This is a genomic window from Conexibacter woesei DSM 14684, assembly GCF_000025265.1.
GTDB classification, from domain to species: Bacteria; Actinomycetota; Thermoleophilia; order Solirubrobacterales; family Solirubrobacteraceae; genus Conexibacter; species Conexibacter woesei.
Map to the genome: position 1 here is coordinate 5,503,625 of NC_013739.1, position 19,359 is coordinate 5,522,983.

Sequence of the window (19,359 nt, forward strand, 5' to 3'; positions counted from 1 at the left end):
GCGATCGGTCAGCTGCGGCCCTGCTGCTCGATCAGGCGGGCGATGAACGGGCGGGCGTGCGAGACGAACTCCCGGCTGTGGGTCTCGAGCAGGTAGTGCCCCGCGTCCAGAAGGTGGCTCTCCGCGGTCGGCAGGACGCGGTGGTAAGCGAGCACCTCGTCGAGGTCGTAGTAGGGATCGTGGACGCCCCACACGATCAGGGTCGGAGGCTCGGCTTCCCGGTGGTAGCGCGCGATCTCCGGGAAGCGCGCGACGTGCGTCCGGTAGTCGGTGAACAGCTCCCAGTGGGCGTCGAGGCCGTCGCCGCGGGAGATCGCGCGCCAGTCCAGCTCCCAGGTCTCCGGCGGCACCAGCTCCGCCAACCGCTCCGGCAGCGCCCACAGGTACTGGTGCTTCGTGCCCTCGTAGTGGAGCCACGGTTCGATTCGGCGCCTGTTCTCCTCCGTCGGATCGGACCAGTAGTCGCGCGAGGCGTCCCACTGCTTTCCGAGCCCCTCCTCGTGGGCGTTGCCGTTCTGGACGACCAGGCCGCGGACCGTCGACGGCGAGCGCGTCGCGAGCTGGTACCCGACCGCTGATCCGTAGTCGTGCAGATAGAGAATCTTGTCGGTGACTCCGAGCCCGGAGAGCCACTCCTCGACGACGTCGGCGATCCAGGCGAAGGTGTATGGCCCGCGCGGTTCAGGCAGCGACGACAGACCGAAGCCGGGCATGTCGGGAGCGACGACGCGGACGCCGAGATCGGCCAGCGGCTCGATCACGTGGCGGAACATCTGCGACGAGCCCGGGAAGCCGTGCAGCAGCACGAGCGTGAGCGGGCTGTCGTCCGGGCCGGCTTCGCGGTAGAAGACGCGAACCCCGGCGACCTCGGTCGAACGGTGGCGCACGCGTGCAGCGAGCATGACCTGCTCCTTTCGTCTTCCGTCGGCACGACCGACGATCGGATAACCGTTGAAGTCCTATTACAGGGTTACCACGGTTCCGCCCATGTCTCACGTTGGATTGAGCGCAGCGAGCTGTCTGCGGGCAGCCTCGACGAGGCCGGCCGGGTCGTCGGCGGCGAGCTTGACCATGACGACCTCGCGCGGATCGTCTCGGTACGGCAGCACCAGCGGCTCACGCAACTCGACGGTGACGCGCGTCTGCTTGAGGATCGCGACCTTCGCGGCGGTGCCGTCGGGCCCGATCGCGAACTGGAGCGGGTCGTTGCGCGGCACGCGGTCGCGTTCGGCGCGCACGTCGGCGATCGCGTCCCACGGCACCAGCAGGTCGACCGAAGCACCGTGCCGGATGCGCAGGCCGCGCTCGTCGAGCAGGTGCGGGAAGACGCGCATCGCGGCGATGTAGCCGACCATCCACAGCAGCCCCCAGACGCCGAGCACGAGCGCCCCCAGCCGCGCCGGCTCCCACGGCAGCAGGAAATGGAAGACCGGCAGCTCGAGCAGCGAGCCGAACAGGAACGCGAGCAGCAACGGCGTCACGTCGCGGCTGTAGGGGAAGGCGACCGTCGTCGCCGTCACGCCCGGTCTGCGGCGGGTCGTCCACAGCGCCAGGCTGCGCCAGATCTTCCACTCCGTGCGCAGCAGCCGGCGCGGGAGGGCGGGACGACGGGCTCGTTCGGGCGTCTCGCTGGCCACCGGGTAACCTCCAGATCACAAGGTAACAATGAATCTATTACATCATGAATAGCCTTCACGATATGCCGGAGCGCCACCGGGCTGCGCTCGACCGCGTGCTGGAGCTGACGATCCTGCTCGGCGACGACATGACGAGAGAGTTCGCCAGACGCGGGCTGACGCAGGCGCGCACGCAGCTGCTGTGGGCGATCGGCGAAGGCGGCCCGACGACGCAGCGAGCGCTCGCCGAGGCACTCGGCGTCAGCGCCCGCAACGTCACCGGCCTGGTCGACGGACTCGAACAGACCGGCTTCGTCACGCGCGAGCCCCACCCGACCGACCGCCGGGCGACGCTCGTGACGCCAACCGCGCACGGCGCCGAGACGGTCGCCCAGCTGCGGCGCGACTACGCCGAGCTCGCCGAGCTGCTGTTCGGCAGGCTCCCCACCCCCCGCTTCGACGAGTTCGCGAGAGCGCTGGACGAGATCGTCACAGCGCTCCGCGACGCGCTCGCGAGGGGGTGAGGTCCGCTCTGCCCGGCGACTACCTGCTGACCTTGATCGAGGACCCCGCGGCCGAGGCGGCCAGGTAGCGAGCGTCACCCGACCACGAGATCGTGACCTTCCAGGTGCCGCGCGCCAGCTTCGGCAGCTTCAGCGTCACAGTGCCGCGCACGAGTCTGCCGCTGACGGTTCTGGTGACCTTGCCCTTCTTGAGCGTGATCCTCACCGTGCCGGTGGCCTTCGCGCCGCCCTTCGGCGTGGCGATCGTCACCTTGTACGTGCCGGCCTTCTTGCCTGTCGGAGCCTTCGCGACGGCGCCCGTGAGCTTTCTCGCCTTGGCTCTCCGCGCCAGCGGCTTCGTGACGATCGGAAGCTTCGTGACGACCGGCGGCTTGGTGACGACCGGCGGCGTCGGGTCCGGGCTTCTGGGAATCGGGACCTCGTCGGCCGGCGTGACCGTGAGGGAGCCGGTCTTGGTGAACGAGACGATCTGGCTGTCGCCCTGGTAGGACAACGTGTAGTCGTACGTTCCCGCGGCCAGGGCCGGGAGCGTGAACGAGGCCGCGCCGTTGACGACCGCGGCCGACGCCGAGGCGACCGTCGCGCCGCCGTGCCGGACGACCAGCGAGACGTCGCCGGTCGGCACGCGCCCGTGTTCGTTCGCGATCGCGATTGCGATCCTCGGCGCGGTGCCCTGCTTGACCGAGTCGGCGGTCACGGTCTGCGTCGAGACCACGCCGCCCGGCAGGCCGCCGAAGAAGACCTCCGACGCGCGCACGGCCTTCTGGCCGAAGGCGACGTTGCTCCAGGCGGTGGAGAGGGTGTTCTTGCGGATCTGCGCGACCCCCCAGGCGCCCGCGACGGTCGTCAGACGCCCGATCAGCGTCGCGTCGCCCGCCACGTGCGCGGCGGCGAGCGCGGTCCGCGCCGCGGCGGAGTTCGCCGGTGCGGACGTGCCCAGCGCCGTCAGCGCCGCCGACAGCGCCGCCGGGCTGACGGCGACCGAGCCGCCGTTGGTGACGGTCACTCTGCCGTTGCCCGAGTTGTAGGTCACGGTCGCCGTGTCGGTGTCGACGAGGAAGTCCGCGTCGTCGGTGTCGACGCCCGCGTTCGGAACCACCGTCGCCACGTCCGTCCGCCACGTGAACGTCGCAAGCTGGGCGTTGATTCTCGACCAGATCGGCGCGTTGGACGGGAGCTGCGCGTTCGTGATGCCGAGCTGGTTGGCCTGCGGATTGACCAGCCACCAGTTGGACATGAACTCTCTGTACGTGCCGTCGCCGTTGTCGGCGATCCACTGCCGGGTGACGCCGCCGTGGGGCCCGTCGCCCGTGCTGCCCTGGTAGCCGATCAGGTACGGCACCTGGAGCCGCTGCGTCGAGACGAGCGGGTTGCTCTCTCTGCCCTCGCGGTAGTACGTCGCCCGGTTGGCCCCGGCGTACTGCGTGACCGCGTTGCCGAGGTAGTGGTCGAACAGCTCGCCGTAGATGAAGCTGGCGTTGTTGCTCGCCGTCCCCCCGCTGGCCGCGACGGTGTTGCGCGACTGCAGCGGGTTGGACCCGCTCGTCGCGCCGCCGCCGACCGCCGCGCCGTCCAGCACGGTGTCGAAGTTGAAGACGCGCACGTCGTTCTCCTGCGCGTACTTGTTGATCGCCGGCAGGACCGGCCGGGTGTTCGTGCACCACGTGCCGCCGAAGAAGACGACCGCGTTCTTTCTCACGGTCGCGTCGCTCTCCAGCAGGTGGACGAGCTCCGGGTAGGTGATCTGCTCGATCCGCCAGTCGTCGGCGTCGTCGGCGTCCGTGAGGACGGGGACGTTTGCGCCCTGATGGGAGTTCGGCGACGCTTGCAGCTGCCGCGCGTTCGCGGCCGACTTCCACCACGCGAACTGGTCGGGCTTGGCGAGGTTCGCGCCGCCCACGGTGCCGATCGCGGTCGTGACGTCGGCCCGCGCCCCCGGCGAGTCCGCCTGCTCGCTCAGATCGACCCAGGAGACGATTCTCAGCGGCTGGTCGCCCGGCGTTCTTCTGTCCTTGTCGTAGACGAGGAAGTAGCTGTCCGAGACGTCCGCGGGCGTGTCCGTCGCCGTGTAGTCGTAGAGCGCGCCGCCGTCGGCGTCGCCGACCTCGGTGCTCTGACCGGCGGCGGCGCCGGCGTCGTTGACGGTCGCTCTTCTCGTCTCGGCGGTCACTCTCGTGCTGTCGGCGCCGACGTTGGACGCGACCGTCTCGACGCCGTTGCCGAGATATCTGCCGACGAGGTTCAACCATGCGTAGCCGTACGTCGTCTGTGAGGCCGCGGACAGCGAGGTGATGCCGGCGGCGTTGCGGATGTCGAGGTTGGGCTGGGTGACGTTGCCGACTCTGGCGTTGCCCGACAGGTTCGGGTTGAACCAGTAGACGCGCTCGACGGCGGCGGCGTCGGCGGCGGCCTCGACGTCCCGTGCGCGCGCCGCGAATCTCGCGTCCGTGGCCGGGTCGCCGATCAGGAGGGCGAACTTGCCCGGCTGCTGCAGCAGCCACTGGAAGTGGTCGTACGTGACCGGCTCGATCGCCGGGTCGTCGTCCGCGGCCGGCAGGCCGAGCACGTCCTGCAGGTACGTCGCGGTGGTGTAGTCGGTGGTGGTCGCGGTGCGCACCGGCGCAGCGCTCGCGCTCGGCGCGGCGATCGCGAGCGGGACCATCGTCGCCAGCACGGCAGCCGATCGCGTCCAGCGGTTGAAGACCTTCACTGTCGTCCTCTCTCGTCTCTTTTGGTGGTGTGGGTGGGAGGCAGGGACTTCGCGGGGACGAGGTCTGGTGGTCAGGAGCGCCGACCGGGGAGTGCGCGCTTTCCGAAGCCGAGCAGGAAGGCGAGACCGGTCAGGCCGGCGAGCGCCGCCAGGATCAGCTGGCCGGCGAGGCGGGTGTCGCCGACCTCCGCGGGCGAGCTGGCGAGCTTGTAGTCGTCCGCCGTCTCCGGGCTCTTGGCCGCGGAGGGGTCAGCGGACGTGGGCGTCGCGCCGCCGGCGGTGGACGCGGCCGCGTCGTCGCTGCCGTCCTTGCCGCCGCCGTCCTTGCCGGCGCTGTCCTTGCCGCCGCCACCCTTGCCGCCGCCGCCCGCCGGCGCTCCGGCCGCGGCATCATCCGTCGCGTCGCCGCGCGTCGCCGATCTGCCGCCCGCTCTGGCGTTCGCCGAGTCGGCCCCGTTCGACGTGCTCGATCTCGAGGTCCCCGCGCTCGACGGAGCCGTTCTCGTCCGAGCCGATCTCGACGGAGCGGATCTCTTCGGAGTCGATCTCGACGGCGTCGATCTCGACGGAGCGGATTTCGACGGAGCCGTGGTCGTCGGCGTCGTGCTCGTCGGCGTCGTGGTCGACGGCGCGGGGTTCGACGGAGCCGGATTCGACGGCGCGGGGTTCGACGGGGTGGGGTCAGGCGTTCTCGGCGTGTCCGTGCCGGGAGTTCTCGGCGACGACCCGGGGTTCTGCTGCGCGAGCCACGTTCTGTACGAGCTGATCCGATCCCACTCGGTCCAGGACGCCGTCGTGATCAGGCCGCCGTCGTCGTCGTAGTACTGGATCTGGTTCGCCGCGAAGTCGTACTGCACGTTGGGGATCGGCGTGCACGCGGTGTCGTCGTATCCGGGCAGCGTGTCCTCCCCGTCCTTGTACGTCTGACCGCCGATCGTGACGGTGATCGGCGCGGGGTTCTCGGCCGGGTTCGTGACGCCCGCGCCATGTGCGGCGGGGACCGTCCCGAACAGGGCGAGGCCGAGCACGGCGCCGGCGGCTCGCGTCCAACGGTTGAGAGGCTTCACTGTCCGTTTCTCCTGTCGATCTCGATCTGCGTCGTTGCGTGTGCGGCTGTGACTGCAAGCTCGTCGGCTCCCCAATACACCCGCGGGTGGTGCGGAGCCGGACCGGGCGGCTGCCACGCCGGGTCGGGGATCCCCACGTAGGTGCCGACGGGTCGCGGCCGTGGCAAGGCGGGGGCGCCCCGGTTGCGCGCCGCGTCGGTCACGAGCTCCGACTCCGCGAGCTCGTCGTCGTCGACGAACTGCGCTCGGCCCGCGAAGATCTCGTCGTCGAGCAGCCCCGTCTGCCGCGCGACGACCGTGGCGCTCACCGCGGCGGCGGTGACGTTCGTCATCGTGCGCGCCATGTCGGCGACGATGCTGATCGGGATCGTCGCCGCGACGAACTCGAGCGGCAGTCTCGCCGCCGCCAGGACGGTCGCGGCCGCAACCGTCGCAGCGCCGGGCACGCCGGCCGTGCCCACCGAGACGATGACGCCGAGGAGCGCGAGCACGACGTAGTCGCCCGCCGAGTACGAGAGGCCGTACGCGTTGATGCCCCAGACCGCCACCATGATCGGCCAGATGCCGGCGCAGCCGGGCATGCCGATCGTGGTCCCGAGCGGCGCCGTGAAGTGCGCGATCTCCGAGTGGACGCCGACCTCGCGGGTGAGCCGCGCCGTCGTCACCGGGAGCGTGCCGACGCTGCTCTGGGTGCTGAACGCGGTCAGCTGGGCCGGGAAGATCTTGCGGAAGAACGCGACCGCCGGCACGTTCGCGAACGCCGCGAGGATCGCCGCGTTGAGGACGTACGCATGCAGGAAGCAGGCGACCCAGACGAGCGCCAGCAGCCCGACGAGCGACTTGAAGCTCTCGCCGAGGTTCGTGCTGGTGCCGACCATGTGGGCCGTGAGCGCGACGACCGCGTACGGCGTCAGCCGGATCACGTAGCCGACGGCCTTGAAGATGACGAGCTTGAGCGCCTCGGCGCCGTCGCGGAAGGCGCGGACCTGCTCGAACTCCTTCTCGGCGATCGCGAGGTAGGCGACCGAGAGCGTGACCGCGATCAGGATGATCGGGATCACCTGGTTGGCACCGAAGTTCTGGATCACGTTCGTCGGGAAGAAGCCGACGATCACCTCGTTGACGTTCTGCACCTGGCCTTGGATGGCGTCGGTCGAGATCCCGCCGAGCTGGTAGCTGACGTCGGTGCCGGGCTGGAACGTCAGCGCCAGACCGAGCGCGAGCACGACGGCGAAGGCGTTGCTCAGCAGCAGCCAGAAGATCGAGCGCAGGCCGATGCTGCGCAGCTTCGCCAGGCTGCCGAGCGAGGTGATCGCCGAGACGATCGCCACCAGGATCAGCGGCGCGACGGTCGCGAGCAGGACGTTGATGTAGATCTGGCCGATCGGGTCGATCGTCTCGACGTTCGGGCCCGCGACCAGACCGATCGGGATGCCCACCGCGAGCGCGAGCAGCGCGACGAGGCTGAAGTTGAGGCGGCGCTTGCGCAGGTACCAGATGGCGACCCAGCTCAGCGCCACCGCGCCCAGCGCCGCCCATCCCGACCCGTTCAGATTCATGATGCCGTCGCCCCTCGATAGACCCGTTTCGTGCTGCGGGCGAATGAATCTACACCAACTTGATCGACTTTGTCATGTAAACTGCCGAAGTGCCATGACCTTCGACCTCTCCACTGATGCCATGAGCCAGACCACGGCCTGCCGTACGTGCGGCGCCTCGCTGGCGCCCGACCAGCGCTACTGCCTCAGCTGCGGCACGCGCGTCGCGGCGCCGCGGCTCGACTTCCTGGCCGAGAGCGGGCGAGCGGAGGTGGAGACGCAGGGCGACTCCGCGGCGAGCTCGACGCCGGGCGCCGCGGCGCCCGCGCCGTCGCGGCTCGACAAGATCGGCGGGCCGATGGGCGCGGCGGCGGTCGTGCTGGTCGCGCTCGGCGTCGGCTTCCTGGTCGGCCAGGCCCGCGACGACGCGCCGCCGGCGGCGCAGAAGGCGCCGGTCGTCACGATCGAGAGCGGGCTGCAGAATGGTGGCGCCACGACGCCGGCGAGCGATCCGCCTGCCGACGGCCGTTCGGAAGCGACGTCGACCAGATGAGCCACGCCAGTGCCTCCGACCTGCAGGAGCGCCGCGACGCGCTCGCGCGCGAGCTGGCCGAACTGCAATGGGACCTCGGCGGCCTCGCCTACGAGATGGCGATCCGCGACCACTTCCGCCTCGACGTCCTCATGCGCCAAGCCGGCAGACTCCAAGAGATCGACGCACGCCTCGGCGAGATCGAGCACCTCCTCCGCCTCGAGACCACCGGCGCCGCCGGCGCCTGCCCGCAATGCGGCACCCTCTACGCCCGCGGCGCGCTCTACTGCTCCCACTGCGCGTTCCAGCTCGTCGCCGTCCACGCGGTCAACGGCAGCACCACCGCATGACGCCGCAAGTGGCACGGCGCCGCCGAGCGGCGCTGCCCGTCGCGCTCGCCGCGCTCGTCGGGCTCGCAATCGTGACGAGCACGAACGTGCCCGCGTCGCCGGCCGGCTCCTCGCAGCCGCCGCTCACCGTCGTGCTGCCGGCGCCGGTCGCGCAGGCACCACCCGCCGCCGAGCCGGCCGAGCCGCCGGTCGAGGACGCCGAGCCGGCGGCCGCGGAGCTGCCGGAGGCGACGCCCGTCGCGGACCCGCCGGTCGCGGACCCGCCGGCCACTGACCCGCCGGCCGCCGACGACGACGAGAGCGCGCCCGACGAGACGGCGGGCGAGGAGACGCCGCCCGCGCAGGATCCCGATCCGGCCCCGCCGGTCGAGCACGTCTTCCTGATCGCGCTCGGCGGCGCCGACGTGAACGCGCTCGCCGGCGACGAGACGGCCGCGCCCTACCTCGCCGGCACGCTCGCCAAGAGCGGGACGCTGCTGAGCGACTACCGCACGATCGCGCGCGGCGGCCTCGCCAACCGGATCGCGCTGATCAGCGGCCAGGGCCCGACGACGCAGACGCTCAGCGACTGCACGACCTACGCCGACGTCGAGCCGGCCGATGCGCTCGCCGACGGCCAGGCCGGCGGCGACGGCTGCGTCTACGGCGTCGGGACCGGCCACCTCGGCGACCAGCTGCGTGCGCTGAAGCGAACGTGGAAGGCGTACGTCGAGCCGGCGGCCGCTGACGCTGCGGCCACCTGCGACGCCGGCGCCGACACCACCCGCCGCAACCCCTTCCTGTGGTTCCGCGGCACCGTCGAGGCCGACGACTGCGACGCGCGCAACGTGCCGCTGGCGCAGCTGGAGAAGGACCTGAGAGATGCCGAGACGACGCCGGCGCTCTCCTGGATCGCGAGCGACGCGCAGCAGGGCTCGGCCGACGCCGACAGATTCCTCGAGCGCGTCGTGCCGCAGATCCAGAGCTCGCTCGCCTACGCCGGCGGCGGCCTGATCGCGATCGTCGGCGACCAGCCGCCGTCTCCGGCGCCGCCGCCGGAGACGCCCACGCCGTCGACGCTCGCCCCCACCACCTACGCCAACGTCGGCGACGCCGTCGCGGCCGGCGCCGGCGTCCCGGTCGGCGCGCTGCTGATCTCCGCCTCGACGCCGTCAGGCAAGGTCGACGCGACCCCGGCCAACGCCTTCACGCTGCTGCGCACGCTGCAGTGGATCTACGGCGTCGACCCGCTCGGATACGCCGCCGCCGACGGGGTCGCGCCGCTGTCGGACGACCTCGCGCTCAGCGCGGCGCTGCTTCCTCGCGAATGAGCAGCAGATCGATGTCGACCTCCACATCCCAGCCGACCGCGTTGCCGCCGCCCGGCAGCTCCATCTGCCAGTCGAAGCCGAAGTCGCGGCGGTCGAAGCTCGTGTGAAGCTGCACTCCCGCGATCTCGCCGAAGCTGCTCGGTCGCGGCGGGGCGTAGCAACCGGTGGCGATGACCGGGCGCGTGACGCCCCGCATCGTGAGCTCGCCGTCGACCTCTGCCCGGCCGTCGTCGTCGAGCCGAATCGCCGCCGAGTGGAACGCGATCTCGGGATGGCGCTCGGCATCGAAGAAATCCGGCCCGAGCACGCTCGCTCGCATCGCGGCCGGCTCGCCCACGGAGATGGAATCGACCCGCGCGGACCCCTCCAGCGCCAGCGCGTCCTCGCTGCCGCGCAGCGTTGCCGTGACGTCTGACAGCGAGCCGCGATACCAGAAGACGCCGGAGTGACGCACCGCGAACGCGAAGCTCGAGGGCAGCGGCTGGGCGCGGAAGGTGCCCGCGAAGGGCTGGATTGCGAGTGAGGCCATGAGGATTCTCCTGGTCGTGTTCGGCTGCTCGCAGGTCTGACAACGCAGCGTGGCGCTTTGTGACAGCTCAGAGATGGGCGAGCTTGTCGGGGTTGCGCACGACGCGCACCGTCTGGATCCGGCCGTCGACGACATCCACCGTGAGCACGCTCGTGACTCGCACGTCAGCCTGCTGCCGGGAAACGGCCCGATCCGTCTGGCCTCCGACGGCGCCTCGGGCGCTCTGCACGAGCGCGGCGAGCTGCGTCGCGTCACCGTCCCCGGACAGTACGAGCGCCAGCACGTTCTCGGCCGCGAGCCGCTCGGCCTCGCCGAGCTCCCGCTCTGCCGGGCCTCGCACCACGCGACCAGGCTGGCCGTTGACCCTCACCCGTCGGCTCTCGAGCTCGCCGGAAGCAGAGCGTCCGTGTGCCACGGCGGCCATGAAGCGCGCGATCGGCGCGGCGCCGAAGAGCGGCTCCGGCGCCGCCATCGCCTTGCCGCCGCCGTCGGCGTACAGAGCGGCGTCCTTCGCCAGCAGCTGCTCCAAGGCCTCCAGGTCGCCCTCCTCGGCGGCCGCGAGAAACCGTTCGAGCAACGTGTCGCGGGCGACCTCGTCGGCGTCGAAGCGCGGGCGGCTGGCATCGATGTGCTTCCGCGCCCGCGTCACGAGCTGCCGCGAGTTCACTTCGGTCTGCTCGATGACGGCGGCGATCTCCGCATACCCGTAGCCGAACACCTCACGCAGCAGATACGCCGCTCGCTCGACCGGGGTCAGCCGCTCCAGCAGCACCAGCAGCGCCAGCGACAGCGAATCCTCCAGCTCGGCGCGCGACGCCGGGTCGGGTGCCGGATCCTCGACCAGCGGCTCTGGCAGCCACGGCCCGACATACGACTCGCGACGAGCCCGCGCCGACTTCAGAACGTTGATCGCGAGCCGCGTCGCCACCGTCGTCATCCAAGCCGCCGGCTCGTCGATCGAATCCTCGTGCCGCGTCAGGCGCAGAAGCGCCTCCTGCGCCACGTCCTCGGCCTCCGAGACGCTGCCGAGCATCCGGTAGGCGATGCCGAACCCGTGCCGGCGCAGCTCCTCGAGTTCCTTGTCGTCCATCAGCTGGTGCGGCCCTGCCCAGGCTTCCCTAGCCGCGGGGTCCTGCTTCGATCGCCGCCGCCACTTCGCTCACGCGTGGCTGCACGCCGCAGGGCGCGATCGAGCGGGCGGCGCCGGGTCGCCCACCTGCCTGCGACCCAGACGGGAATGCGCGGCTTCTGCACGGGCGCGGGCTCGAACCCGCCGGACCAGAGCGACGTGAGGGTCTCCAGGCCTCGGTCCAGCAGCTCGGCGCGGCGACGCGGATCGAGCTCCTCGCCGAAGGGCTCGAGTTCGCCGTTGCGGTCGTTGCCGAGGCCGACGCCAAGGGTCAGGCGACCGCGGCAGAGCAGGTCGAGCGTGACGGTCTCGCGCGCGACCTTCTGGACCCGGCGACGCGAGAGCGGGGTGACCATCGGGCCGATGCGAAGGCGCGCGGTGGACCGGGCGATCGCGGCGAGGGCGACCCACGGGTCGGCAACCGCCCTGACCGGCGCGCGGTAGTTCACGTGGTCCCAGAGGAAGAAGCCGTCCCAACCTCGCTCCTCGGCACGGCACGCCAGCTCGCACAGCGTGTTCGGGTCGACCAGCTCGTCGAACGGCGCAAGGAAGATGCCCCGCTTCGCGCTCATCCGATCCTCCGCTCCTCAGCTTTCCGGCTCGTCAGCGTGAACACGCTAGCCGACGCTGCCCGGTCAGGCGACGGAGGCACTGCCCCCGCACCGGTTCGTGACGGTGCGGGAGCGCGCTCCTGGCGGCTGTCAGGTGGGCCAGCCGGCTCGGCTGCTGATCTCGGTCGCGGACTGTCCCGCGTCGCGGACGACGCGCTCGACGTCGACACCGACGTGCAATCCGCGCCACAGCAGGATCTTTCCGTCGACCATCACCGTGTCGACGTTGCGCGGCTGACCGAGCCCGACGATCTGGGTCGCGGGATCGCCGGGCGGCGCCATGTTCGGATCGAGCCGGTTGATCGTGATCACGTCTGCCCGCTTGCCCGGCGTCAGCGAACCGACCACGTCGCCCAGTCCGAGCGTGTTGGCGCCCTCGACGGTCGCCAGCTCGAGCACGCGGCGATAGGTGATGCCGGGCACGGCACCGAGACGGTTCGTCGTCATCGTGTGCAGCATGCGCATCGCCGTGAACAGGTTCGCGCCGTCCCCCGCGCTCGCGTCGATCGAGAGGCCGAGCTTCGCCCCGGCGGCGACCAGCTCCGCGTAGCGGATCTGCTCCTCGGGCCCGCGAGCCGCCTCGCCGACTGAAGAGATGCTCCATCCGGTTCCGCGCTCGACGACGATCGCGTTCTCGGCTTCGGTCGTCAGGGTCGGGTGAACGAGCAGCAGGTCGGGACCGAGCAGTCTCTCCTGCTCGAGCATCGTCACGAGACCTCTCGGCGACGCGTGCAGCGTGATCGGCAGCCCGAGCTCACGCGCCGAGGTCCAGTCCTGACGCGCCAGCTCGATCGTGATCGAGCCGCGCGGGCTCTGTCCGGGAACGACGTTGCGCGACGCTATCCCCAGGTGCAGCAGGCCGCGTGTCGTGCTCGCGCGCGAGAACCAGCGATCCTTGGTGCGGCGGATGCCGTCCACGTCCATCGGCACGTCGAGCGGGCCTCTCTGCGCCCACCCGTACGAGAAGCGGCCGCGAACCCCGGCGTCGAGCAACCCGCGCAGCGAGGCGTCGGCGTACTCGGGACCGCGCACGTTGTGGGACCAGTCGTGGACCGTGGTGATGCCGGAGGCGACCCCCTCCAGCAGACCGAGCCGCGTGGAGCGGTAGGTGTCGATCGGAGTGAAGTGCGGACCGAGGATGTTCGTGACGTTGAAGTACGCACGGTCCGCTACGCCATTCACCATGAACGCGCGCATCGATGCATTCCAGAGATGCCAATGCGTGTCGACCAGACCCGGCATCACGATCTTGTCGCGCGCATCGATCGACACCGCACCATGCGCGCGCAACCGCTCGCCGACCGCGACGATCTGCCCGTTCCGCACGTGGACGTCGCCACGCGGCAGATCTCCGATCGCCGGATCCATCGAGAGCACGAACCCGTCCCGCAAGACGTACTCGTTGCCGCGCGGCGGCGTCGGCCCTCCCCATCCACCGCCGCCGTGGCGCTGGCTCGCACCGGCCGACGGCGCCGCAGCCGCCGCTCCGACAGCCGCCGCCGCTGTCGCTCCACCTATCAACGTGCGCCGCGTAACTCTGGCTCGCTCACTCACCAGCAGCTCCTCTCAGGGGCTCACTTCATGATCGTTCCGCATCCCGCACCATTGATGGGATTTTGGATACGGCATCCTATTCACACGCCAACTCACGATGCAAGCGCGCGTGCCGATCGCAGAGCCGAACGGGCGATGCCCTGCGCGATGAGTCCTACGGCGTCCGGCAGTCGTACTGTTCGAACCCGTGACCGAGGAGGATGTCTGATGCGCAGCGTGACCTATTCGATGAGCGTCTCACTTGATGGCTACATCGTCGGGCCGGACGGCGGCTTCGACTGGACGGTGCCCGACGAGGAGGTCTTTCGCCTCGCGACCGACGAGGTGCGCGGCGCCGGCGTCCATCTGCTGGGGCGGCGGCTGTACGAGACGATGCTGTACTGGGAGACCGCGGAGCAGAACCCGTCGCTCGACTTCTCGACGGTTGAATTCGCCGCGATCTGGAGGGCGCTCCCGAAGGTGGTGTTCTCCACCGCGCTGTCGGCGGTGCAGGGCAATGCCCGCCTGGCTTCCGGCAGCCTGGCGGAGGAGATCGAGCGGTTGCGAGCGGAGCCGGCGGAGGGCGACATCGCGATCGGCGGCGCGACGCTCGCTGCCGAGGCCGCCGCGTCGGATCTGATCGACGAGTACCGGGCCCGCGTGTACCCGGTGCTGGTCGGCGGCGGCACCCCGTTCTTTCCTCAGCAGCAGCGCCAGTTCGATCTCGAACTCGTCGAGACCCGCAGCTTCAACGCGAGAGTCGTCTACCTCCGTTACCGCGTGGCGCGCTAACCGTCGAGCAGCTCGCTCACACAGGAGCCCCGGCGACCACCGTGGCTAGAGAACGTGGCGGCCCAGCGTGTCGGCGATCAGGCCGTCGACGAAGCGCCGGGGGATGCGGGCGCCGGTGAGCGCGCGGTAGACGATCGGCCCGCAGAGGGCGTCGAGAGCTGCGTCGACGTCAAGCTCGGAGGAGAGCTCGCCGGCGTCGATGCCGCGTTGGAGCAGCGCACGTTCGCGCATGCGCTGCGGATCGAGCCAGCGCTCGTGGAAGAGGCGTGCCATCTCCGGGTCGTGCTGCGCCTCGCCGATCAGTGCCAGCAGGACCTTCCCGGCGGGGTCTCTGGTGACGAAGCGCGCGAGGGCGTGCAGGTATCTGCGCGTCCCCTCGACGACTGGGCCGGCCTCGGGGATCGCCAGCTGGCGGGCCGCATCCTCGCTCAGCGTGTCGAGCAGGATGTCGACCTTCGACGGCCACCAGCGATAGATCGTCTGCTTGGCGACTCTCGCGCGCGCCGCGATGCCCTCGATCGAGACGCCGTTGAAGCCGCGCTCGGCGAGCAGGTCGTCGGCGGCGTGGAGCACGGCGAGGCGCGCTCTCTCGTCGCGCCGATGCGGCGCACGGCCCTTCGGGGCACGGGATCCGTCGCTGGCCGGTGGCGTCATCCGCAGCGGATGTTAGCGCAACGGTGCGTCTCGTCACACTGGCTAGACAAGACGCACCGTTGCGTCTACTTTGAATTGCATGACGTCTCGAGACACCCCTCCTCAGAAGCGATGACGGCCGTCGCCACAGCGGTGCGCCGCCCCGTCGGCGCGACGCGGGCCGTCGGCGCGATCGCACCGGCGGTCGTGCTCGTGACCGGCATGGTCGCCGCCGTCAACCTCGCGATCCCCGAGCTGCAGGCGAGCAGCCTGCGGCCGTCGATGTCAGGCACCGCCTGGATCGTCGACAGCTACACGCTCGTCCTCGCCTGTCTGCTGATCCCGGCGGGCGCGCTCGGCGACCGCTTCGGACGCAAGCGCGGGATGCTGCTCGGCCTCAGCGTCTTCGCCGTCGGCTCGGCGGTCGCGGCGCTCGCGCCGAGCGTCGCCGTGCTGATGGCCGGCCGCGCGCTCAGCGGCGTCGGCGCCGCGCTCGTGCTGCCCGCGACGCTCGCGGTGACGCTCGCGCGCGTCGCCCCGCCCGACCGGCCCCAAGCGCTCGCCGCGTGGTCGGCGCTGACCGGGATCGGCGGCTCGCTCGGCAACCTCGGCGGCGGCCTGGCGGTCGAGCTGGGCGGCTGGCGCGCGCTGTTCTGGGCCGGCGTGCCGATCGCGCTCGGCGCGGCGGCGCTGATCGCCGCGCAGGTGCCACGCCAGGCACCGCACCAGGACCCGGTCGACGGCGGCGGAGCCGTCCTGCTCACCGCCGGAACGGTCGCGCTGCTCTACGGCATCATCGAGGCGCCCGGACACGGCTGGGGCTCGCGGCAGGTCGTCGGGGCACTGCTGCTGGCGGTCGTCCTGCTGGCGGTCTTCGCCTGGTACGAGCTGCGGCGGGCGCACCCGATGCTCGACCCGCGCCTGTTCAGGTTGCCCGGCGTGCGCGCCGGCGCGCTCGGGATCGTCGCGCTGTTCTTCGCACTGTTCGGCCTCTTCTACGTCAACGCCCAGTACTTCCAGGACGTCAAGGGGTACTCGGCGCTGCTGACGGGCATCTGCGTGCTGCCCGTCGCGGTCGTGATCCCGTTCGCCAGTGCGCGCAGCACGCGACTCGTCGAGCGCGTCGGCGCGCTGGCCACGATCGCGCTGGGGATGGTGGCCGTCGCGGTCGGCCTGGTGCTCTTGTCGCTGGCGACCGCCGAGACCCCGTACGCGCCGTACGCGGTGGCGCTGGTCGTCGTCAGCGCCGGGATGGGGCTGGCGATGCCGCCGCTCTCCGGGATGATGGTCCACGCGCTCCCGCCGACCCACGCGGGTGTTGCCTCCGGCCTGAACAGCACGACGCGCGAGCTCGGCTCGGCGCTCGGCGTCGCCGTGATCAGCACGATCTTCGGCTCGCGCTTCGCCGACCGGCTGCCTGACGCGCTGCGCGACGTCCCCGAAGCCCCCGGCGAGGCGATCCGCGGCTCGGTCACGGCCGCGCTGCGGTACGCGGAGCAGGTCCCGGACCCGGCCGTCCGCGCCCAGCTCGTCGACGGCGCGCGCGACGCGTTCACCGCCGGCACCGCCGTCGGCCTTCGCGTCGGCGCCGCACTGATCCTGCTGGCGACGCTCGTCGTCGCTCACCAGCACACGTCGAACCAACGAAAGGACGCGTCGTGATCCTGATCACCGCTCCCACCAGCACCATCGGCAGCCAGCTCGTCACCGACCTGCTGGAGGCCGGCGCGCCGCTGCGCCTGATCGCCCGCCGCCCCGAGCAGATCGCGCCCGAGGTCCGCGAACGCGTCGACGTGGTCGTGGGCTCGCACGGCGACGCCGCCGTGATCGACCGGGCCCTGAACGGCGTCGAGACCGTCTTCTGGCTGTCGCCCAACCTGCCGGACTCCGTGGCGGTCAACGACAGCTTCGCCGGCTTCGCGCGCCCCGCCGTCGAGGCGCTCGCCCGCCACAGCGTCGAGCGCGTCGTCGGCATCTCGGCGCTCGGCCGCGGCACCCCGCAGGCCGCCCGCGCAGGCCACGTGACCGCCACGCTCGCGCTCGACGATCTGATCGCGTCCTCCGGCGTCGCCTACCGCGCCCTCACCTGCCCGTCGCTGATGCACAACCTGCTCAACCACGTCGGCGCGATCAAGCAGCAGGGCGCATTCTTCATGGCCGCCGACGCGGACCTCCAGGTCCCGACCGTCGCCTCCCGCGACGTCGCCGCCGCCGCGGCGCGACTCCTGCTCGACCCGTCATGGACCGGCGCGGGCGAGGTGCCCTGTCTCGGCCCGGAGGATCTGTCGCCCAACGACTGGGCGCGGGTCGTCTCCGACGTCCTCGGCACCGAGGTGCGCTACCAGCAGGTCCCGACCGCGGCGCTGATTGAGCGGCTCGTCGGCTTCGGCTACACGGACGCGATGGCGCAGGCGATGGCCGACATGTTCGACGCCAAGAACGACGGCCTCGACAACGCCGAGCCGCGCACCGCCGCCTCGACGACCCCCACGACCTTCCGGCAGTGGTGCGAGGACGTCCTCGAGCCCGCCGTCCATCGCGTCACGGCGTGACGATGTCGAACCAGAACTCGAAGTCGTCCAGCAGGCCGAGGAAGTCGTGGACGGCGTCGGCGTTCCCGTCGAGCGTGACCGTTCCCGCCTCCAGCAGCGCTGGGAGCGTCGTCGTTCTGAGCACGATCGCGTCGAGGTCGGTGCGGTTCAGCGTCAGCGTCGCGTCCGCGTCGGCGGCGATCCCGTGGCGTTGGCTGAGCGCGCCGTTGCGGACCAGCAGCGTCCACTCCGCTCTGACGTCGGGGAAGCGGCAGGCGATCGTGATCTCGCGGTCGCCGGCCTTGGCGCCGTTGAGCCGCACCCCGAGGTAGTCGACGAACAGGTCGAGGCTCATCGCCCGCACCGAGTCCGCGGACGCGGTGCTCGGGGTCGGGAGCTGTCTGACCCCTTCGCGCAGCTCCTTGGCGGCGGTCAGGTAGAAGTTGCGCCAGGGGCCGGACTCCGACTGGTAGCCGAGCTGCTCCAGCGCCGCCGCCTGCAGGTCGCGCGCAGCCTGGTTGGCGGGGTCGGCGAAGACGAGGTGGTTGACGACCTCGACGACCCAGCGGTAGTCGCCCAGCTCGAAGGCGCCTCTCGCTCTGCTCAGCACGGCGTCGGCGCCGCCCATGAACTCGACGTAACGTCTGCCCGCCTCGACGGGCGGGAGCGTGTGGAGGGTGGCAGGGTTGCCGTCGAACCACCCGAGGTAGTTGACGTACGTCGCCTTGACGTTGTGGTTGAGCGAGCCGTAGTAGCCGCGCATCGCCCAATGTCTGCTCAGTCTCGGCGGGAACTCGACCTGCTCGGCGATCTCCACGGGGCCGAAGCCGTGGTTGGCCAGCCGCAGCGTCTCGTCGTTGATGAAGCGGTAGCCGTCGCGGCCCATGCCCAGCAGCTCCAGCACCCGCTCGCGGCCCCACGCCGGCCAGTGGTGCATGCCGTACATCACCTCGACGCGATCGCCCCACAGCTCGACCGTCTGCTCCAGGTACTTCGACCACGCGAGCGGATCGCGGATCTTCGCGCCGCGGATCGTGTAGGTGTTGTGCAGCGTGTGGCAGCAGTTCTCCGCCGCCGTCAGCGCCTTGAAGCGGTCGATGAACCAGTGCATCTCAGCCGGCGCCTCGCTGTCGGGCGCCATCATGAACTCGAACTCCAGGCCGTCGATCGTCATCCGCTCGCCGGTCTGCGAGACCGTGTGCGTCGGCGGGATCAGCGTCACCGACCCCGACGAGGTCGTCACGCCCAGCCCGGCGCCGACCTGGCCCTTCGGATCGGCCGGCAGCAGGTTGCCGTACATGTAGCTGGAGCGCCGGCTCATCACGTTGCCCGCGAGCACGTTCTCCGCGACCGCCGCCTCCAGGAACCCCTCCGGCGCGACGATTCTCACTCTGCCCGCTCTCACGTCGGCCTCGTCGACGATCCCTCGGATGCCGCCGAAGTGATCGACGTGGCTGTGCGAGTAGACGACCGCGACGATCGGTCTGCGCGGCCGGTGGGCGTAGTACAGCTCCAACGCGGCGGCGGCTGTCTCGGCCGAGATCAGCGGGTCGAACGCGATCACGCCCGTGTCGCCCTCGACGAACGTGATGTTCGAGAGGTCGAGCGTTCGTACCTGGTAGAGCCCGGGCACGACCTCGTACAGCCCGCCCTGCACGGTCAGCTGCATCTGTCGCCAGAGGCTCGGGTTGACGGTCTCCGGCGCCGGTGCGTCGTCGTGGATGAAGTCGAACCGCGACAGGTCCCACAACGCGCCGCCATCTCTCCCGCGGACGACGCCCCCGTTCGGCAGCGGCGCGACCAGACCCTTCGCCGCCTCCTCGAAGTCGCGGCGGTCCTCGAACGGGAGGCCCGCCGCCATCGCCTCGTTCGCCGCGCGCGTCGCCGCCGTCGCGTCCTGACGCAGATCCTTCTCAGCCATCGACCTCTCCGTTGTCGTGCCGCCGCCGCATCG

General features: G+C 71.0%; 18 protein-coding genes. 8 read left to right on the top strand and 10 right to left on the bottom strand.

The features are described 5' to 3' along the window. Nucleotides 1-8: 8 nt before the first annotated feature. Together CWOE_RS25810 and CWOE_RS25815 are read right to left on the bottom strand one after the other, a co-directional pair. Nucleotides 9-902 (bottom strand): alpha/beta fold hydrolase, encoded by an 894-nt coding sequence (locus tag CWOE_RS25810; protein ID WP_012936605.1) that lies wholly within the window; start codon nt 900-902, stop codon nt 9-11. Between the two features lie 90 nt (nt 903-992). After that, nucleotides 993-1,637: a hypothetical protein gene (locus CWOE_RS25815; RefSeq protein ID WP_012936606.1), complete on the bottom strand. Its 645-nt coding sequence runs from the start codon at nt 1,635-1,637 to the stop codon at nt 993-995. Nucleotides 1,638-1,699: 62 nt separating this feature from the next. On the opposite strand from CWOE_RS25815, the gene CWOE_RS25820 reads away from it, so the two are divergent. Next, a complete protein-coding gene (locus tag CWOE_RS25820) occupies nt 1,700-2,140 on the top strand; it encodes a MarR family winged helix-turn-helix transcriptional regulator (protein WP_012936607.1) in 441 nt (146 codons plus the stop codon). A gap of 19 nt (nt 2,141-2,159) precedes the next feature. Here the strand turns inward: CWOE_RS25820 and CWOE_RS25825 are convergent, their stop codons facing one another. Beyond that, complete coding sequence (locus CWOE_RS25825) at nt 2,160-4,850, bottom strand: Ig-like domain-containing protein (protein WP_012936608.1); 2,691 nt, start codon at nt 4,848-4,850, stop codon at nt 2,160-2,162. Between the two features lie 462 nt (nt 4,851-5,312). Between CWOE_RS25825 and CWOE_RS34525 the strand changes: the two genes are divergently transcribed. Then, nucleotides 5,313-5,672, top strand: a complete 360-nt coding sequence (locus tag CWOE_RS34525; protein WP_407641510.1) for a pentapeptide repeat-containing protein — start codon at nt 5,313-5,315, stop codon at nt 5,670-5,672. Between the two features lie 241 nt (nt 5,673-5,913). On the opposite strand, the gene CWOE_RS25835 is transcribed toward CWOE_RS34525, so the two are convergent. Next, on the bottom strand, nt 5,914-7,476 hold the full coding sequence (locus tag CWOE_RS25835) for a dicarboxylate/amino acid:cation symporter (protein ID WP_012936610.1): 1,563 nt from the start codon (nt 7,474-7,476) through the stop codon (nt 5,914-5,916). Between the two features lie 121 nt (nt 7,477-7,597). Here CWOE_RS25835 and CWOE_RS25840 point away from each other — a divergent pair, with 121 nt between their 5' ends. From CWOE_RS25840 to CWOE_RS25850, 3 genes are read left to right on the top strand one after another with little or no spacing between them, the layout of a single operon-like run. Further along, nucleotides 7,598-8,008, top strand: a complete 411-nt coding sequence (locus CWOE_RS25840) for a zinc ribbon domain-containing protein (RefSeq protein WP_041730969.1) — start codon at nt 7,598-7,600, stop codon at nt 8,006-8,008. Then, nucleotides 8,005-8,337: a zinc ribbon domain-containing protein gene (locus tag CWOE_RS25845; RefSeq protein WP_012936612.1), complete on the top strand. Its 333-nt coding sequence runs from the start codon at nt 8,005-8,007 to the stop codon at nt 8,335-8,337. The genes CWOE_RS25840 and CWOE_RS25845 overlap by 4 nt, the downstream gene beginning before the upstream one ends. Beyond that, nucleotides 8,334-9,647, top strand: coding sequence for an alkaline phosphatase family protein (locus CWOE_RS25850; protein WP_012936613.1), 1,314 nt, complete (start codon nt 8,334-8,336; stop codon nt 9,645-9,647). The genes CWOE_RS25845 and CWOE_RS25850 overlap by 4 nt, the downstream gene beginning before the upstream one ends. On the opposite strand, the gene CWOE_RS31495 is transcribed toward CWOE_RS25850, so the two are convergent. The 4 genes from CWOE_RS31495 to CWOE_RS25870 all read right to left on the bottom strand — a co-directional run bounded on the left by CWOE_RS31495 (nt 9,619) and on the right by CWOE_RS25870 (nt 13,470). Then, on the bottom strand, nt 9,619-10,311 hold the full coding sequence (locus CWOE_RS31495; RefSeq protein ID WP_081425507.1) for a YceI family protein: 693 nt from the start codon (nt 10,309-10,311) through the stop codon (nt 9,619-9,621). The genes CWOE_RS25850 and CWOE_RS31495 overlap by 29 nt on opposite strands. Further along, a complete protein-coding gene (sigJ, locus tag CWOE_RS25860) occupies nt 10,244-11,266 on the bottom strand; it encodes an RNA polymerase sigma factor SigJ (protein ID WP_012936615.1) in 1,023 nt (340 codons plus the stop codon). Before sigJ ends, CWOE_RS31495 begins: the two co-directional genes overlap by 68 nt. Next, nucleotides 11,266-11,877: an LLM class flavin-dependent oxidoreductase gene (locus CWOE_RS25865; protein WP_012936616.1), complete on the bottom strand. Its 612-nt coding sequence runs from the start codon at nt 11,875-11,877 to the stop codon at nt 11,266-11,268. The genes sigJ and CWOE_RS25865 overlap by 1 nt, the downstream gene beginning before the upstream one ends. Nucleotides 11,878-12,006: 129 nt before the next feature. Continuing rightward, nucleotides 12,007-13,470 carry an amidohydrolase family protein gene (locus tag CWOE_RS25870; RefSeq protein ID WP_012936617.1) on the bottom strand — a complete coding sequence of 488 codons (1,464 nt, stop codon included), beginning with the start codon at nt 13,468-13,470 and terminating at the stop codon, nt 12,007-12,009. Nucleotides 13,471-13,677: 207 nt separating this feature from the next. Between CWOE_RS25870 and CWOE_RS25875 the strand changes: the two genes are divergently transcribed. Continuing rightward, a complete protein-coding gene (locus CWOE_RS25875; protein ID WP_012936618.1) occupies nt 13,678-14,241 on the top strand; it encodes a dihydrofolate reductase family protein in 564 nt (187 codons plus the stop codon). 45 nt (nt 14,242-14,286) lie between these two features. Here CWOE_RS25875 and CWOE_RS25880 read toward each other — a convergent pair whose 3' ends face one another. Further along, nucleotides 14,287-14,895 (bottom strand): TetR/AcrR family transcriptional regulator, encoded by a 609-nt coding sequence (locus CWOE_RS25880; protein WP_012936619.1) that lies wholly within the window; start codon nt 14,893-14,895, stop codon nt 14,287-14,289. 111 nt (nt 14,896-15,006) lie between these two features. On the opposite strand from CWOE_RS25880, the gene CWOE_RS25885 reads away from it, so the two are divergent. Both CWOE_RS25885 and CWOE_RS25890 read left to right on the top strand, forming a co-directional pair. Further along, nucleotides 15,007-16,536 (top strand): MFS transporter, encoded by a 1,530-nt coding sequence (locus CWOE_RS25885; protein ID WP_012936620.1) that lies wholly within the window; start codon nt 15,007-15,009, stop codon nt 16,534-16,536. Continuing rightward, the gene (locus CWOE_RS25890; RefSeq protein ID WP_012936621.1) at nt 16,533-17,426 is read left to right on the top strand and encodes an NAD(P)H-binding protein; all 894 of its coding nucleotides are present in this window, start codon (nt 16,533-16,535) and stop codon (nt 17,424-17,426) included. The genes CWOE_RS25885 and CWOE_RS25890 overlap by 4 nt, the downstream gene beginning before the upstream one ends. On the opposite strand, the gene CWOE_RS25895 is transcribed toward CWOE_RS25890, so the two are convergent. Further along, nucleotides 17,416-19,326 (bottom strand): alkyl/aryl-sulfatase, encoded by a 1,911-nt coding sequence (locus CWOE_RS25895; protein ID WP_012936622.1) that lies wholly within the window; start codon nt 19,324-19,326, stop codon nt 17,416-17,418. The genes CWOE_RS25890 and CWOE_RS25895 overlap by 11 nt on opposite strands. Nucleotides 19,327-19,359: the final 33 nt, after the last annotated feature.